Genomic DNA, 13200 nt, shown 5'->3' with positions numbered 1-13200 from the left:
GAGCCACGACCAGGCCGTGTCTTCTTGTCCCCTACCCGACGATCGCAAACGCTTCGCGCATCTTGCCCGACGCGGTCTTGACTGGTTTCTGGCCGATCCACTGCACGTGCCGGCCAAGCGTGGCGGCGGCCGATTCGGTGTTGCCCTGCCGCAGCGCGCTCAGGATCGCGCGATGGTCCTGGTCGGTGCGGATTTCCCATTCCGAGCGCCAGGCGGCGAACAGGAAGCGGGCGCTTGCGGCGTGCAAATCGTCGATGGTGGCGATGAGCCGCGGCATGCCGCAGGGCGCCAGGATCAGCCGGTGGAAGGTGCGGTTGGCCTCCTCCCAAGAGCGGACATCGCGGGATTTGTCGCCGGCCTTTGTGGCTTCTTCGGCAAGGTTGAGAATGGAAGCCGTCAGATGCGGCGCGGCATGGCGCAGCGCCAGCACTTCGAGCGCTGCCCGCATTTCGGCGACTTCCCTGACTTCGCCGAGGTCGAAGGCGGCGACGCGTACGCCCCGCCTGGGCTCACTGACCGCCAGCCCTTGCGCCTCCAGGCGCCGGAAGGCTTCGCGCACCGGGACATGGCTGGTCTGGAATTCCTCGGCGATGTGATCCTGCCGCAGCCGGGCTCCCGGTTCGATCGCACCCGATATGATGCGATCCGCCAGCACCTTGCTGATGCGCACGGCGATGGTGTCGTCTGCGGTCTTTGCCATGTTTTATAGATAATTTGCGCCGCAACCGATTGTCGAGCGGTGATTGCCCGATTTTGCATGCAATCTTGCTTTGGCGCCAGGCGCGGGTCAGTTCACCCGGCTGATGCAGAAGTCGATGACGTCGATCAGCGCCGATTTCTGCGGCGTCGCTTCCAGCGGCGCCAGCGCGTCGCGGGCGATCTCGCCGAAATGGCGGGCCCGTCCGATGGTGTCGGCAATGGCGCCATGGCGGGTCATCAGGCCGATCGCCTTTTCCAGGCCGGCATCGTCGGTGACATTGTCCTCGATGGCGCGCTTCCAGAAGGTGCGCTCGGCCTTGGTGCCGCGCCGGTAGGCGAGGATGACCGGCAGCGTCACCTTGCCTTCGCGGAAATCGTCGCCGACATTCTTGCCCAGCTCCTGGCTGGAGCCGCCGTAATCCAGCACATCGTCGATGAGCTGGAAGGCAAGGCCGAGATTCATGCCGTAGGAGCGCAATGCGGCGCGATCGTTGCGCGTCGCCGATGCGATGACCGGACCGACCTCGGCGGCAGCCGAGAACAGCGCCGCGGTCTTGGCCTTGATGACGGCGAAATGCTCGTCCTCGGTGGTATCCAGGTTCTTGGCTGCCGCCAGCTGCATCACCTCGCCCTCGGCGATGATCGAGGCGGCGCTGGACAGGATGTCGAGCGCTTCCAGCGAACCGACATCGACCATCATGCGAAAAGCCTGGCCGAGCAGGAAATCGCCGACCAGCACGCTCGCCTGGTTGCCCCAGATCATGCGGGCAGTCTTTTTGCCGCGCCGCATGCCGCTCTCGTCGACGACGTCGTCATGGAGCAGCGTGGCGGTGTGCATGAACTCGACCGCGGTGGCGAGCTTGACGTGGCCCTCGCCGGAATAGCCGAACATCTGGGCCGCCGCGAGCGTCAGCATGGGACGCAGCCTTTTGCCGCCCGACGAGATCAGATGATTGGCGACCTCCGGGATCATCTCGACGTCGGAGCCGGCCTTGGACAGGATCAGTTTGTTGACGCGCCCCATATCGGCTGCTGTCAGGTCGATGAGATCCTTGATGGAGGCGGGTTCCCGCTTCCCGTTTTCGATGTTGAGAACGACACCCACCAACAAACACTCCCGTCTTTGATCACGCGTGCGACGGCACCCTGGTCCCGCCTGGGACTCTAGGGCGGCACATACGGGCACGGCAAGAGGCGAATTGGCGCGGCTGCGGTGACGGCGTGTCAACCTTAGCGACCGCATGCCGTTGCCCGAAAACCGCTCCACACTTTTCGGCGCCATGCTCCAGCGTTTACATCAACGCTGCAACCTGCGAACTTCGTCCGATGATAGAACTCGTGCGCACCAACGATGCCGTGATCATCTCCTTTGTCGAATCGCTGATGCGCGATGCCGGGATTGCCTGCTTCGTCGCCGACCAGAACATGAGCATTCTCGAAGGGTCGATCGGTCTTTTGCAGAAGCGCGTGATGGTCGATGCCGACCAGGCCGATCAGGCGCGGCGCATCTTGAAAGACGCCGGCATCGAGAACGAAATCCGCCAGACATAATGGCTGAAGCGAGCGCGCTTACCAGCGATACGCCGGCCCACACGGTCGATGCCTTCCATCGCGGCCGCTTCTGGCTTGTCCAGCCCAGGACAGGGCATCGCGCCGGGATGGATGCCATGATGCTGGCGGCAGCAGTTTCATCCGGCTTTTCTGGACGCCTCGCCGATTTCGGCGCCGGCGCCGGTGCGGCGGGTCTCGCCGTGCTGTCGCGCTGCCCAGAGGCGCAGGTCGTGCTCGTCGAACGGTCGGCCGAGATGGCAGGCTTCGCCACAACCACGCTCGCCCATCCCGGCAATGCGCATCTCGGCAATCGCGCCTCGGTGCTGACCGCCGACGTCACGCTGTCAGGCCGGGCGCGGACGCAAGCCGGCCTCGCCGACAATTCCTTCGATTTCGTCATCATGAACCCGCCCTTCAACGCGGCGCAAGACCGCGCCACGCCAGATCCGCTGCGGCGGCAGGCGCATGTCATGGACGACGGGCTGTTCGAAAGCTGGATCCGGAGTGCGGCTGCCGTCGCCAAGCCGCGCGGGGGCCTGGCCGTCATTGCGCGGCCGGAACAGCTTGGCGACCTCCTCCATGCGCTGTCGGGCCGCTTCGGCGACGCCGAGATGCTGGCCGTGCATCCGCGCCCGGAAGCAGCCGCAATCCGCATTGTCGTCAGGGCAGCGCTCGGCGCGCGCGGCAAGCTGTCGATCCGCCCGCCTTTGATGCTGCATGGGCAAACGGGCGACGGCCCGTCGGAACGAACCGAGATGATCAACAACGGACTGGCGTCGCTGTTTGGCGATTGATTTGGGCCCGTCAGTGTCGTTGCCGCAAAACCGGCACACAGTTGGCTGAGATGGATTGCAGCATTGCCGTTGACCGGCAAATCCCTACATGCGTTGAAGCCATTTGGAGACAGCCACCTCGTGAAACGCCTTTTCAACCGCCTGCTGCCGAAATCCTGGCGATCCAGCGTCGTCACCATTCCCGTCATCAGGCTGCATGGCACCATCATGGCCGGCGGCGGCCCGTTCCGGCCGAGCCTGTCCTTGGCGTCCACCGCCGCCCTCATCGAAAAGGCGTTCCTGTTCGATGCGCCCGCCGTCGCCATCTCGATCAATTCGCCTGGCGGCTCGCCGGTGCAGTCGCGGCTGATCTTCAAGCGCATCCGCGACCTCGCGGTCGAGAAGAACAAGAAGGTGCTGGTCTTCGTCGAGGATGTGGCGGCCTCGGGCGGCTACATGATCGCGGTCGCCGGCGACGAGATCTTTGCCGATCCGTCCTCCATCGTCGGTTCGATTGGTGTCGTCTCGGCCTCGTTTGGCTTTCCCGAGCTGATGAAGAAGATCGGTGTCGAGCGCCGTGTCCACACCGCCGGCCAGAACAAGGCGGTGCTCGACCCGTTCAAGCCGGAGAAGAGGGAAGACGTCGAGCGCCTGAAGGCGCTGCAGCTGGAAGTGCACGAGACCTTCATCGATCTGGTCAGGGAACGCCGTGGCACCAAGCTGAAGGACGATCCGGACCTGTTCACTGGCCTGTTCTGGACCGGCAAGAAAGGGCTGGAGCTTGGCCTCGTCGATGCGTTGAGCGACATGCGCACGGTATTGAAAACCCGCTTCGGCGCGAAAACCCAGCTCAGGCTGGTCACCGCGCCGCGTGGCCTGTTTGGCCGCATCGGCCTGTTCGGCTCGAACTTTTCAGCGCCCGATATTGCCGCCGCCGCCGCCAGCGGCGTGATCGATGCGGCGGAAGAGCGCGCATTGTGGGCGCGCTTCGGGCTTTGAAAAAGCGGGGAAAGCGTCTAGCATAAGCGCTTGACAGTCTGCCTTGCCGTCTTGCGAGGGAGGAGCTTTGAAATGCCACAGATCATTTTCTTCGCAGTTGTCGGCGCAGCCGGTTATTTCGGCTACCGCACCTTCGTCCGCGAGGCCGAACGTGTGACCGCCAAGGTGCGGCGCACCGAAAAGCAGGCAGCCAACGGCACCAACGGCACGCTGGTCCAGGATCCCAAGACCGGCGAATACCGCCTGGCCAAGGACTGAGCATCATCCCGTCAGCAGCCGACAGTTTGGATGCCGCAGCCCGGACGTGGCTTGCGCCCGCCAAGATAAATCTGGCGCTGCACATCACCGGCAAGCGCGCCGACGGCTACCATCTGCTCGAGAGCCTGGTCGTTTTCACCCGCTTCGGCGACAGGGTCGAGATCGAGCCTGCCGACGCCGACCGGTTCTCCGTATCGGGCCGTTACGCGACTTCCGTGCCGATCGACGACAGCAATCTGGTGGTGAAGGCGCGCGAGGCGCTGCGCAGGCAGGCCGGCCAGCAGAGCACGCCGCCGGTTGCCATCCGGCTGGAAAAGAACCTGCCGGTCGCATCCGGGGTCGGCGGCGGCTCGAGCGACGCGGCGGCGGTATTGCAGGGTCTTGTCCGGACCTGGGGGCTCGACATCGGCGAGGCCGAACTGAGCCGGATCGGTCTCACGCTCGGCGCCGACGTGCCGATGTGTCTTGCGGCAAAACCGCTGGTTGCGCGTGGCGTCGGCGACGAGCTGTCGCTGGTGCCGGATTTTCCGGCGCTCGCTTTGGTGCTGGTCAATCCCGGCGTCGCCGTCTCGACGCCTGATGTGTTCAACGCACTTGAGAAACGCGACAATGAGGGATTGCCGCCGCTGCCGCGTGCATTTGACTTCCACAGCGTCCGCAACTGGCTGGAGATCACCCGCAACGATCTCGAATCGGCGGCGCAGGCGATCCAGCCGCCCATCGGCCGAGCGGTTTCCCTGCTGAACCGGGCCGGATCGGGATTTTCGCGCATGTCGGGCTCCGGCGCCACATGCTTCGGGCTGTTCGAGACCGGCAATGTCGCCAAGCGCGCCGCCGCCGAGATTCGCAGCCGCGAACCGGAGTGGTTTGTCGCCGCGACACGAAGCATCGCTTCGGAGGGGGCCGATGGCCAAAATTGACGAGAGCCGCCCGTTCATCCCGGTGCGCATCGCGGTGCTGACGGTGTCCGATACGCGCAGCCTTGCCGACGACAAATCAGGGCGGACGCTGGCCGATCGCATCGTCGAGGCCGGCCATGTCCTGGCCGCGCGCGACATCGTCACTGACGACCGGGAGAAAATCCGCGACAAAGTGCTGGGCTGGTCGCGCGACAAGGAGATCGACGTCGTCATCACCACCGGCGGCACCGGCTTCACCGGCCGCGACGTGACGCCGGAGGCGCTGGAGCCGATCTTCGAGAAGCGCATGGACGGCTTTTCCGAAGTGTTCCACCGCATTTCCTACGACAAGATCGGCACCTCGACAGTGCAGAGCCGGGCGACGGGCGGCGTCGTCAACGCCACCTTCGTCTTCGTGCTGCCGGGCTCGCCCGGCGCCTGCAGGGACGCCTGGGACGGCATCCTGAAGCCGCAGTTCGACTACCGCCACATGCCCTGCAACTTCGTCGAGATCATGCCGCGCCTGGACGAGCATTTGCGGCGCGGCAAGGCCGCCTCGTAAACCAAGGCAAAGTTCCGGCCAAGCGCTGCCTCGTCAGGCAGAATGGCCGTTGCGCCTGCGAAAGGATCATTTCCTGAAGGCCGCCAGGCGGGTAATCTGCCACTAGGTCCTTGAGGCGGAAAGATGCCATGACTGCGTATCGCGGCGGCTGCCATTGCGGCAACATCCACCTGACCTTCGAAACCGGAATTGAGCCGGCCGAGATGGAGATCCGCGCCTGCCAGTGCGCGTTCTGCGTCAAGCATGGTTCGCGCGCCGCCGCCGATCCGCAGGGCCGATTGATCGTATCGGTCGAGGACGAGGCCCGGCTGCACCGATACCGGTTCGGATTGCGCACCGCCGACTATCTCATCTGCCGCGACTGCGGCGTCTATGTCGCTGCTGTGACCACCGACGGCGACCCGAGAGCGATCGTCATCGTCAATGCGCTGGATGACCGGCCGCGGTTCAACCGCGAGCCGGTCCCAATGGACTATGATGCCGAGAAAAAAGAGGGTCGCATTGCCCGGCGGCAAGCGCGCTGGATGCCGGTCGAGATCCGCTCCGGCCTCAGCGGATGACCGGTTCGCCGTGGAAGCGGCGGCGCGAGGGCGGCGAGACGCCGAAGCCGACCTCCATCATCAGCCGTGGCGTGGTGGACGGCACGGTGCCCATGTGGAAGCCGAACGGGTCCTCGACGAAGCCGAGGCCGGCCTCGCCGGTCAGCGTGACCGGGCTGTCGTCGCCATAGACCTTGAGCACGTCTTGCGCCGGATGGCCGACCAGCAGCGTCAACTGGTGCTTGAGGCTGCGCCTGTTGTGGCTGCCTTTGACATAGACATGCGGGCCGGTGCCGGCATCGCAGGGCTTGAGATAGAAGAAGAATTTCAGCATCCGCCAGTCGTCGAGATCGAAATGATATTTGCCGAGCGAGGCAAGGTTCTTGTCGGCGTCGGAAGCCTCGCCGGTCGGAAAGCTCCACCAGATACGCGTGGTGATCAGCTTTGCCTGCCCGCCCAGATAGTGCTGGGCGATGTCGAGCAGCAGCGGGTCGTTCTGGATGGCGAGTGCCGCCTTGCAGCCGAGGATGCGCTCGAAATAGTGTCCGCTGAGCAAAGAGCGGCCGAACCGCTTCTCGGCTTCTGCGTGTTCTCCGGGCATGAATTCGAGCCGGCGGTCGAAATTGCCGAAGCACGGCGTGCTCTGAGCAAAGCTGGCGATCTCTTCGTGGATTGCCTGCGGAAGGACCAGTCCGGAGAACAGGCCATCGGTGCGCAGCGCCGCGAGGATCGACTTGAGGTCGACGCCCCTGAACATCGTAGCTCCGGCACTCTGCGCGGGGCGCGCGGCTTTGGCGCCAAGCCAGTGCAGCTTGCGCGCCGGCATGGTGCGGGCAAGCACGAACATCGGCAGCCATGCGGGATTTTCGCGCAGGTCGGAGAGATAGGTCGGAATACGCACCGCAACGCGGCGGAGCAGGCTGCCGTTGCGGGCAATGGCTTCCAGGCTGGGGGCGCCGGATTTGTCAGGGGACGAAAGGTTCATCGGGGTCCTCAGATATGAACGGCAGCAACGACGACGCGGCGCTTGCTTACCGCTCCGGCACTACCCAAACCCCGATATCCCGCATCAACGGAATGCTAATCCCGCGTCAGCTTTTGTGCAATGCACAATAGCTTTTTGCGGCGAAAAAGAGGGATGGTGCTGCGACCGTGCCAATGCGGATGAGACGCCGACGCTGCCCCTCATCCGCCCTTCGGGCACCCTTCTCCCTGGGAACGGGAAAAGGGAGAAACATCACTTCTTCGGCGCCAGCCAAATTTCGGCGTCGAGCCGCCTGGTGGCGAGACCGCGCGCAAGGGCTTCGGCGCTGTGCGCGTTCTTCGACAGGGCAGCGGCCTGGCGCTTGCTGATGACCAGCCCTTCGGCCAGCGCCCGGTTGCCCGAAAACACCCGTGACAGGAACGGCGTGCGGCTGCCGCGCGCACGGCAAAAGCGCGCCGGCATGGTTTGCCGCGCCGTGTGAGCGACAACGTCGTCGATCCAGCCCTCCGCCAGCCTTGCGCCGGGTTCCAGAAACAGCAGCCAGTCACCCTTCGCCTGCCTGATTCCCGCGGCAATGCCGCCGGCCACGAAGTGGCAGCCGGCATGATCGGCAACCCGATGCGTCTGGTCGGTCGAGCCGGTGTCGCAGACGATGACATCGCGCACCACGCCCTCGACCGCGCCGCCGATCAACGAGGCGAGCGTGCGGGCAAGGCCTTCTTCGTCATCCCGGGTTTCGATGAGAACGCTGAGCATTTTTAGCCGAATAGCGGAAAGCCCGGCGCAGCGCCAGTTTTGCATGGCCCAACGAAAAAGTTCTTGCTTTGTTCTCATCAGCGAAATAGGATTATTTTCATGAACAGAGCGATTCGACAGCCAGCCGACAGTCCTTGGGAAAGGGCCAAAATGGAACATATCGTGCGTGCGGACATTGCTGCTTTCGGAGCAGGGCGAGCCGAGATGGCCAATGCGATGATCGAACAGAGCGGCATGCGCGTCCGTCCGGATCGCAACCGCGGCCGTTCCGCGGGCATCAACCCGTCCGGCCGGTTCGAGCCGGTCAGCCGGCATGTGTTCGACGACGGCTGGAATTCGCTGGAGGAATTGCCGCCGTTCAAGACCGAAGTGCAGGTCGAGAAGCCGCGCACCATCATCACCCGCAACGAATCGCCCGACATTTCCTTCGACCGCTCGATCAACCCCTATCGCGGCTGCGAGCATGGCTGCGTCTATTGTTTCGCCCGGCCGACGCATTCCTTCATGGGCCTGTCGCCGGGGCTGGATTTCGAAGCGAAGCTGTTTGCCAAGCCGGATGCGGCGCGGCTGCTCGACAAGGAACTGTCGAAGGATGGCTATCAGCCGCGCACCATCGCCATCGGCACCAACACCGATCCCTACCAGCCGATCGAGAAACAATACCGGATTATGCGCGAGATCCTCGAAGTGCTGGAGGCGCGCGGCCATCCGGTCGGCATCGTCACCAAATCCCATCTGGTGACGCGCGACATCGACATCTTGTCGCGCATGGCCGAACGCGGGCTGGCCAAGGTGGCGCTGTCGGTGACGACGATGGACCGCATGCTGGCGCGCACCATGGAGCCACGCGCGTCGACGCCGACCAAGCGCCTCGAGGCGATCCGGCAGCTTTCCGATGCCGGCATCCCGGCCTCTGTCATGGTGGCGCCGATCATCCCCGGCCTGACCGACCAGGAGATGGAGCGTATCCTCGATTCGGCACGCGCCGCAGGCGCCCGCGAGGCCGGCTATGTGATCCTGCGCCTGCCGCTCGAGGTGGCGCCGATCTTCAAGGACTGGCTGCTGCGCCATTATCCCGACCGCTACCGGCACGTGATGTCGCTGATCCGTTCGATGCGCGACGGCAAGGACTATGATTCGGAATGGGGCAAGCGGATGAAAGGCGCCGGCCCCTATGCCTGGCAGATCGGCCGGCGCTTCGAGATCACGGCCAAGCGGCTCGGCCTCAACGCCGAGCGGCGCACGCTCCGAACCGACCAGTTTGTAGCCGCCGCCAAGGCGACCGAGCAGCTGATGCTGCTCTGAAAGTAGCGCCTGCCCTGCCCTCGTGGTTGGCAGGCGACCCAAGAATCCCGTCCGGCCTGTCCCCCGGCCTGCAGACGGTGCCCTCCCGGTCTTGCCCCACTCGACCCTGGAGGGACTTGCGGAGAATCGGAGCCGATGCGAACCTCGCCGCAACATGGCTCGCGCGCGTTCCGATTCTCCGCTTCTTTTCGAAATCGTCGAAAAGCCCGACTTCTCCTTCGAGACGAAGGCGATGGCTGAAGGCCTTTGGCCGGTGGCAGGCATGGACGAGGCCGGCCGCGGTCCGCTGGCGGGGCCGGTGGTGGCGGCGGCGGTGATCCTCGATCCCGCCAACATTCCCGACGGGCTAGACGATTCCAAACGGCTCAACCATTTGCAGCGCGAGGCGCTGTTCCTGAAAATCCTGGGGTCAGCGCTCGGCGTGTCGATGGCCTCGGTCAGCGCCGAAGGCATTGACGGCAGCAATATCCTCAAGGCCAGCCTGGAAGCCATGCGCCGCGCCCTTGCCGGCCTGCCGATCCAGGCAAAGCTGGCGCTGGCCGATGGCCGCGATGTGCCGCCGGGTCTCCTCTGCGAAGGCCGCGCGCTGATCAAGGGCGACCAGCGCTCGCAATCGATCGCCGCCGCCTCGATCGTCGCCAAGGTGATGCGCGACCGCATGATGTGCGGCTGCGGCAGCCATCACGAGCGCTACGGGTTCGAGGTCCATATGGGCTACGCCACCGTGCGGCACCGCACCGCGATCGAAGCGCATGGGCCGGTGGCAAGGCTGCACCGGGCGTCATTCGCGCCGTTCAGGCTGGGTGGGGTTGAGGTGGTTGAGGAAGAAGGGTTTGTCGGGTTGGACAGCTAAATCTCCCCCCTTGAGGGGGAGATGGCCGGCAGGCCAGAGGGGGTCACCGCGCGTGAAGCGCTAGCCCTTCTTGGTCGCAGAAAGAGCGTCGCGCCTGGTCGAACCGACCCCCTCTGTCGCCTTTGGCGACATCTCCCCCTCGAGGGGGGAGATCAGGCGCACCACCGCCTTCGCCAATGTCCGTCGCCGCTCAACAAAAAAGCCGCCAGGTTGCCCGGGCGGCTTGATGTCAGCGAGTTAACCCCGCTCAGTTCAGCCTGGCCTTCACGTCCTGCAGCGCGGACTTGAAAAGATCCGCGCCGGCCTTGGCGTCGATCTTGCCGGCGAGCAGCGTGCGGGCCGCCTCGACGGCGATGTCGACGGCGCTGGCGCGCACTTCGGCGACGGCTTCGCGCTCTGCCTGGCCGATCTTCTGCTCGGCAAGCGCAGTGCGACGGGTGACATAGTCTTCGGTCTTCTTGTGCGCCTCGGCGGCAAGCATGTCGGCCTCGCGCTTGGCGGCAGCGACGATGGCTGCGGCCTCCTGCTCGGCTTCCTTGCGCTTCTTCTGGTATTGGCCGAGCAGTTGCTGGGCCTCTTCGCGCAACCGGCGGGCTTCCGCAAGCTCGTCGCTGATCTTGGTCGCACGGGCGTCGAGCGACTTGGCGATCAGGCCTGGCACCTTGATGTAAACGGCAACGCCGAGGAAAATGACGAGGGCAACTGTTGCCCAAAGCGTTGCGAGAGATGTGGCGTCCATGATGTGCTCCTCACCGGGCCACGGATTTGACCGCAGCCGAGATCTCGGCCTTGCTCGTCTTGCCGCCGACAAGCGCATCGACGATGGCTGAAGCGGTGTCCTCGGCAATCGTGCCGACTTCCTTCATGGCGTTGGCCTTGATGGAAGCAATGCTGGCCTCGGCCTCGCCGAGCTTCTTGTCGAGGGCGGCCTCGACCTTCTTGCGGGCAGCCTCGGCTTCAGCCTTGGCAGCGTCGTTGGCCTGCTGGCCTATCGCGTTGGCCTTGGCCTTGGCTTCCGCAAGTTCCTGCTCGTAAGCGGCAACGGCGGCGTCGGCCTCGCCCTTCAGCCTGGCGGCCTGGTCGAGGTCCTGCGTGATGCGATCGCTGCGGACGTCGATGATGCCGCCAAGGCGCGGCATCACCACCTTCTTCAGGAACAGATAGAACAGCCCGAACGTGATCGCCAGCCACAGAAGCTGGGACGGAAACGTCGCCGGATCGAATGGCGGGAACGTGCCGTGCGCCTCGGCAGGCACGCCGGCGCCGGAATGCGTGCCGCCTTCCGTACCGGTGTGGGCGCCTTCAGCGGCGGGTGCGGACTCTTGCGCAAACGCAGATGTCACGAACATGGACTATCCCCTGATATCAGGCATGGCCGCAGGAATGCGGCCAGCCAATTCTTCCCAATGCTCGTCCGACCGATAATTGGCCGAACAGGGGCTCAGCCGAACAGGGCGAGAAGCGCGATGAGAAGCGAGAAAATGCCCAGAGCTTCGGTCACGGCGAAGCCGAAAATCAGGCGGCCGAACTGGCCATCGGCGGCCGACGGATTGCGCAGGGCGCCCGCCAGGTAGCTGCCGAAGATGTTGCCGAGGCCAATGCCCGCGCCGCCCATGCCCAGGCAAGCGATACCGGCGCCGATGTACTTTGCTGCTTCTGCGTCCATTTTAAACTCCTTTGGATCTGTAATTCGTTGCAATTCCATCCGGCGAAAGATGCCGGAAATTCTAGGTCAGTGCCCGGGATGCAGGGCGTCGTTCAGATACATGCAGGTCAGCACCGCAAAGACGTAGGCCTGCAGGAAAGCGACCAGCAATTCCAGCGCGGTCAGCGCGACTGCCATGGCCAGCGGCAACACCGAACCGGCAACGCCGACGGCGCCGAGCGCGCTCAGGCTGACGACGAAGCCCGAAAACACCTTCAGTGTGATGTGGCCGGCCAGCATGTTGGCGAACAGACGAACCGAGAGGCTGACCGGGCGCGACACGAAGGAGATCACTTCGATCAGCACCACCAGTGGCAGCAGGAACACCGGAACGCCATGCGGCACGAAGAGCTTGAGAAAACCCAGACCGTGCTTCGTGAAGCCGTAGACAACGACGGTTCCGATCACCAGGGCTGCGAGGCCGAAGGTGACGATGATGTGGCTGGTGACGGTGAAGAAGTACGGGAAAAGGCCAAGCAGGTTGGCGACCAGTACGAACATGAACAACGAGAACACGAAGGGGAAGAACTTCATGCCCTGCGTTCCGGCGGCGTCGCGCAGCATGTTGGAGACGAACTCGTAGCCCATTTCCGAAACCGACTGCAGGCGCCCGGGAACAAGGCTGCGGCTCGAGGTCGAGAGGTACAGAAACGCCGATGCGACGAGCACGGTCGCGACCATGAACAGGGACGAATTGGTGAAGGACAGGTCATAGCCGCCGATGTTGATCGGAATCAGCTTGACGATATGGAACTGGTGGATCGGATCGACCTTGTCAGCAGCCATTTACATCCCCGTCAAAGCCGCGAACGGCCTTAAGTGTCCTTGTGCGCCGTTGGCGGCGCCATTTCATTCTTTCGGATCGTGCGACTTCTCGCTTTTTCCGAATTCCGCCACAACACCTGACGAACGCAGGACATTGAGCACGCCGGCGCCAAAGCCCAGCAACAACCCGACGACCAGACCCCATGGCGAGGTTCCCGCCACACGATCCAGAAACCAGCCAAGGCCAACACCCACCACTATCCCGGCGATGAACTCGCTGGACAGCTTGAGCGCCTGGCCATATCCGGCCGTCGCTTTCGCGCCGTCATTCCCCCCGAGCTGGTCCGGCCGTCTTGTCGCAAGCGATGCTCCAAGCTCACGCCGGCGGCGTTCGAGATCTTCGTCGCGGATGTCGGCCTCGTGCTTGCTGCCGCGGCCGGTTTCTCCGGTTCCGTCTGGCCCGTTCTTGTCGGCCATCGTAACCCCCCTGCCCGGTCAGACCGTCACCGTCCGTCCGCTTCTAAAGTCGCCGGCAACATAGTTAGAGGGTT

The 13200-nt window shown here is 64.3% G+C and carries 18 protein-coding genes; 9 read left to right on the top strand and 9 right to left on the bottom strand.

The window, feature by feature from the left end:
• Positions 1-31 precede the first annotated feature (31 nt).
• Entirely contained in the window at positions 32-700 is a 669-nt protein-coding gene (locus NKJ76_RS16765; protein ID WP_023687112.1) for a GntR family transcriptional regulator, read from the bottom strand.
• 87 nt (positions 701-787) lie between these two features.
• On the bottom strand, positions 788-1804 hold the full coding sequence (locus NKJ76_RS16760; RefSeq protein WP_352537976.1) for a polyprenyl synthetase family protein: 1017 nt from the start codon (positions 1802-1804) through the stop codon (positions 788-790).
• Positions 1805-2025: 221 nt separating this feature from the next.
• Here NKJ76_RS16760 and NKJ76_RS16755 point away from each other — a divergent pair, with 221 nt between their 5' ends.
• From NKJ76_RS16755 to NKJ76_RS16725, 7 genes are all read left to right on the top strand, one after another.
• Positions 2026-2250, top strand: coding sequence for a putative signal transducing protein (locus tag NKJ76_RS16755; RefSeq protein ID WP_023692106.1), 225 nt, complete (start codon positions 2026-2028; stop codon positions 2248-2250).
• Positions 2250-3044, top strand: coding sequence for a tRNA1(Val) (adenine(37)-N6)-methyltransferase (locus NKJ76_RS16750; protein WP_023684372.1), 795 nt, complete (start codon positions 2250-2252; stop codon positions 3042-3044). The genes NKJ76_RS16755 and NKJ76_RS16750 overlap by 1 nt, the downstream gene beginning before the upstream one ends.
• Positions 3045-3164: 120 nt before the next feature.
• Positions 3165-4022, top strand: coding sequence for a S49 family peptidase (locus tag NKJ76_RS16745; RefSeq protein WP_023668474.1), 858 nt, complete (start codon positions 3165-3167; stop codon positions 4020-4022).
• A gap of 72 nt (positions 4023-4094) precedes the next feature.
• Positions 4095-4280, top strand: a complete 186-nt coding sequence (locus NKJ76_RS16740) for a hypothetical protein (protein ID WP_352537922.1) — start codon at positions 4095-4097, stop codon at positions 4278-4280.
• A 26-nt stretch (positions 4281-4306) separates the two neighbouring features.
• On the top strand, positions 4307-5200 hold the full coding sequence (locus NKJ76_RS16735) for a 4-(cytidine 5'-diphospho)-2-C-methyl-D-erythritol kinase (RefSeq protein ID WP_352537921.1): 894 nt from the start codon (positions 4307-4309) through the stop codon (positions 5198-5200).
• Positions 5187-5741, top strand: coding sequence for a molybdenum cofactor biosynthesis protein B (gene moaB / locus NKJ76_RS16730; protein WP_352537920.1), 555 nt, complete (start codon positions 5187-5189; stop codon positions 5739-5741). Before NKJ76_RS16735 ends, moaB begins: the two co-directional genes overlap by 14 nt.
• 128 nt (positions 5742-5869) lie before the next feature.
• Positions 5870-6301 carry a GFA family protein gene (locus tag NKJ76_RS16725; protein WP_352537919.1) on the top strand — a complete coding sequence of 144 codons (432 nt, stop codon included), beginning with the start codon at positions 5870-5872 and terminating at the stop codon, positions 6299-6301.
• On the opposite strand, the gene NKJ76_RS16720 is transcribed toward NKJ76_RS16725, so the two are convergent.
• A complete protein-coding gene (locus NKJ76_RS16720; RefSeq protein WP_023818989.1) occupies positions 6291-7265 on the bottom strand; it encodes a hypothetical protein in 975 nt (324 codons plus the stop codon). The genes NKJ76_RS16725 and NKJ76_RS16720 overlap by 11 nt on opposite strands.
• Before the next feature lie 252 nt (positions 7266-7517).
• Positions 7518-8021, bottom strand: coding sequence for a glycosyltransferase (locus NKJ76_RS16715; protein ID WP_023687105.1), 504 nt, complete (start codon positions 8019-8021; stop codon positions 7518-7520).
• Positions 8022-8171: 150 nt separating this feature from the next.
• On the opposite strand from NKJ76_RS16715, the gene NKJ76_RS16710 reads away from it, so the two are divergent.
• Positions 8172-9326: a PA0069 family radical SAM protein gene (locus NKJ76_RS16710; protein ID WP_023684378.1), complete on the top strand. Its 1155-nt coding sequence runs from the start codon at positions 8172-8174 to the stop codon at positions 9324-9326.
• 154 nt (positions 9327-9480) lie between these two features.
• Complete coding sequence (gene rnhB, locus NKJ76_RS16705; protein WP_023726390.1) at positions 9481-10179, top strand: ribonuclease HII; 699 nt, start codon at positions 9481-9483, stop codon at positions 10177-10179.
• 247 nt (positions 10180-10426) lie between these two features.
• Here rnhB and NKJ76_RS16700 read toward each other — a convergent pair whose 3' ends face one another.
• The 5 genes from NKJ76_RS16700 to NKJ76_RS16680 all read right to left on the bottom strand — a co-directional run bounded on the left by NKJ76_RS16700 (position 10427) and on the right by NKJ76_RS16680 (position 13126).
• Entirely contained in the window at positions 10427-10918 is a 492-nt protein-coding gene (locus NKJ76_RS16700) for a F0F1 ATP synthase subunit B (RefSeq protein ID WP_023668483.1), read from the bottom strand.
• 10 nt (positions 10919-10928) lie between these two features.
• Positions 10929-11528, bottom strand: a complete 600-nt coding sequence (locus tag NKJ76_RS16695; protein WP_023668484.1) for a F0F1 ATP synthase subunit B — start codon at positions 11526-11528, stop codon at positions 10929-10931.
• A gap of 92 nt (positions 11529-11620) precedes the next feature.
• On the bottom strand, positions 11621-11845 hold the full coding sequence (locus NKJ76_RS16690; protein ID WP_006206606.1) for a F0F1 ATP synthase subunit C: 225 nt from the start codon (positions 11843-11845) through the stop codon (positions 11621-11623).
• Positions 11846-11911: 66 nt separating this feature from the next.
• Positions 11912-12670: a F0F1 ATP synthase subunit A gene (locus tag NKJ76_RS16685; protein ID WP_023668485.1), complete on the bottom strand. Its 759-nt coding sequence runs from the start codon at positions 12668-12670 to the stop codon at positions 11912-11914.
• Between the two features lie 63 nt (positions 12671-12733).
• Positions 12734-13126: an AtpZ/AtpI family protein gene (locus NKJ76_RS16680; RefSeq protein WP_352537918.1), complete on the bottom strand. Its 393-nt coding sequence runs from the start codon at positions 13124-13126 to the stop codon at positions 12734-12736.
• Positions 13127-13200: the final 74 nt, after the last annotated feature.

The organism is Mesorhizobium sp. M0029, assembly GCF_040323735.1.
Classification (GTDB): Bacteria; Pseudomonadota; Alphaproteobacteria; order Rhizobiales; family Rhizobiaceae; genus Mesorhizobium.
The sequence above is the reverse complement of the archived record's forward strand: the minus strand, read 5'-3'. Positions and strand labels throughout refer to the sequence as shown.

Bases quoted from the DNA above. Each gene is read 5' to 3' on its own strand.
- NKJ76_RS16765 (WP_023687112.1), bottom strand. From the start codon at position 700: ATGGCAAAGACCGCAGACGACACCATCGCCGTGCGCATCAGCAAGGTG.
- rnhB (WP_023726390.1), top strand. From the start codon at position 9,481: ATGGCTCGCGCGCGTTCCGATTCTCCGCTTCTTTTCGAAATCGTCGAA.
- NKJ76_RS16695 (WP_023668484.1), bottom strand. From the start codon at position 11,528: ATGTTCGTGACATCTGCGTTTGCGCAAGAGTCCGCACCCGCCGCTGAA.
- NKJ76_RS16685 (WP_023668485.1), bottom strand. From the start codon at position 12,670: ATGGCTGCTGACAAGGTCGATCCGATCCACCAGTTCCATATCGTCAAG.
- NKJ76_RS16680 (WP_352537918.1), bottom strand. From the start codon at position 13,126: ATGGCCGACAAGAACGGGCCAGACGGAACCGGAGAAACCGGCCGCGGC.
- moaB (WP_352537920.1), top strand. From the start codon at position 5,187: ATGGCCAAAATTGACGAGAGCCGCCCGTTCATCCCGGTGCGCATCGCG.
- NKJ76_RS16720 (WP_023818989.1), bottom strand. From the start codon at position 7,265: ATGAACCTTTCGTCCCCTGACAAATCCGGCGCCCCCAGCCTGGAAGCC.
- NKJ76_RS16700 (WP_023668483.1), bottom strand. From the start codon at position 10,918: ATGGACGCCACATCTCTCGCAACGCTTTGGGCAACAGTTGCCCTCGTC.
- NKJ76_RS16740 (WP_352537922.1), top strand. From the start codon at position 4,095: ATGCCACAGATCATTTTCTTCGCAGTTGTCGGCGCAGCCGGTTATTTC.
- NKJ76_RS16755 (WP_023692106.1), top strand. From the start codon at position 2,026: ATGATAGAACTCGTGCGCACCAACGATGCCGTGATCATCTCCTTTGTC.
- NKJ76_RS16690 (WP_006206606.1), bottom strand. From the start codon at position 11,845: ATGGACGCAGAAGCAGCAAAGTACATCGGCGCCGGTATCGCTTGCCTG.
- NKJ76_RS16715 (WP_023687105.1), bottom strand. From the start codon at position 8,021: ATGCTCAGCGTTCTCATCGAAACCCGGGATGACGAAGAAGGCCTTGCC.
- NKJ76_RS16750 (WP_023684372.1), top strand. From the start codon at position 2,250: ATGGCTGAAGCGAGCGCGCTTACCAGCGATACGCCGGCCCACACGGTC.
- NKJ76_RS16710 (WP_023684378.1), top strand. From the start codon at position 8,172: ATGGAACATATCGTGCGTGCGGACATTGCTGCTTTCGGAGCAGGGCGA.
- NKJ76_RS16725 (WP_352537919.1), top strand. From the start codon at position 5,870: ATGACTGCGTATCGCGGCGGCTGCCATTGCGGCAACATCCACCTGACC.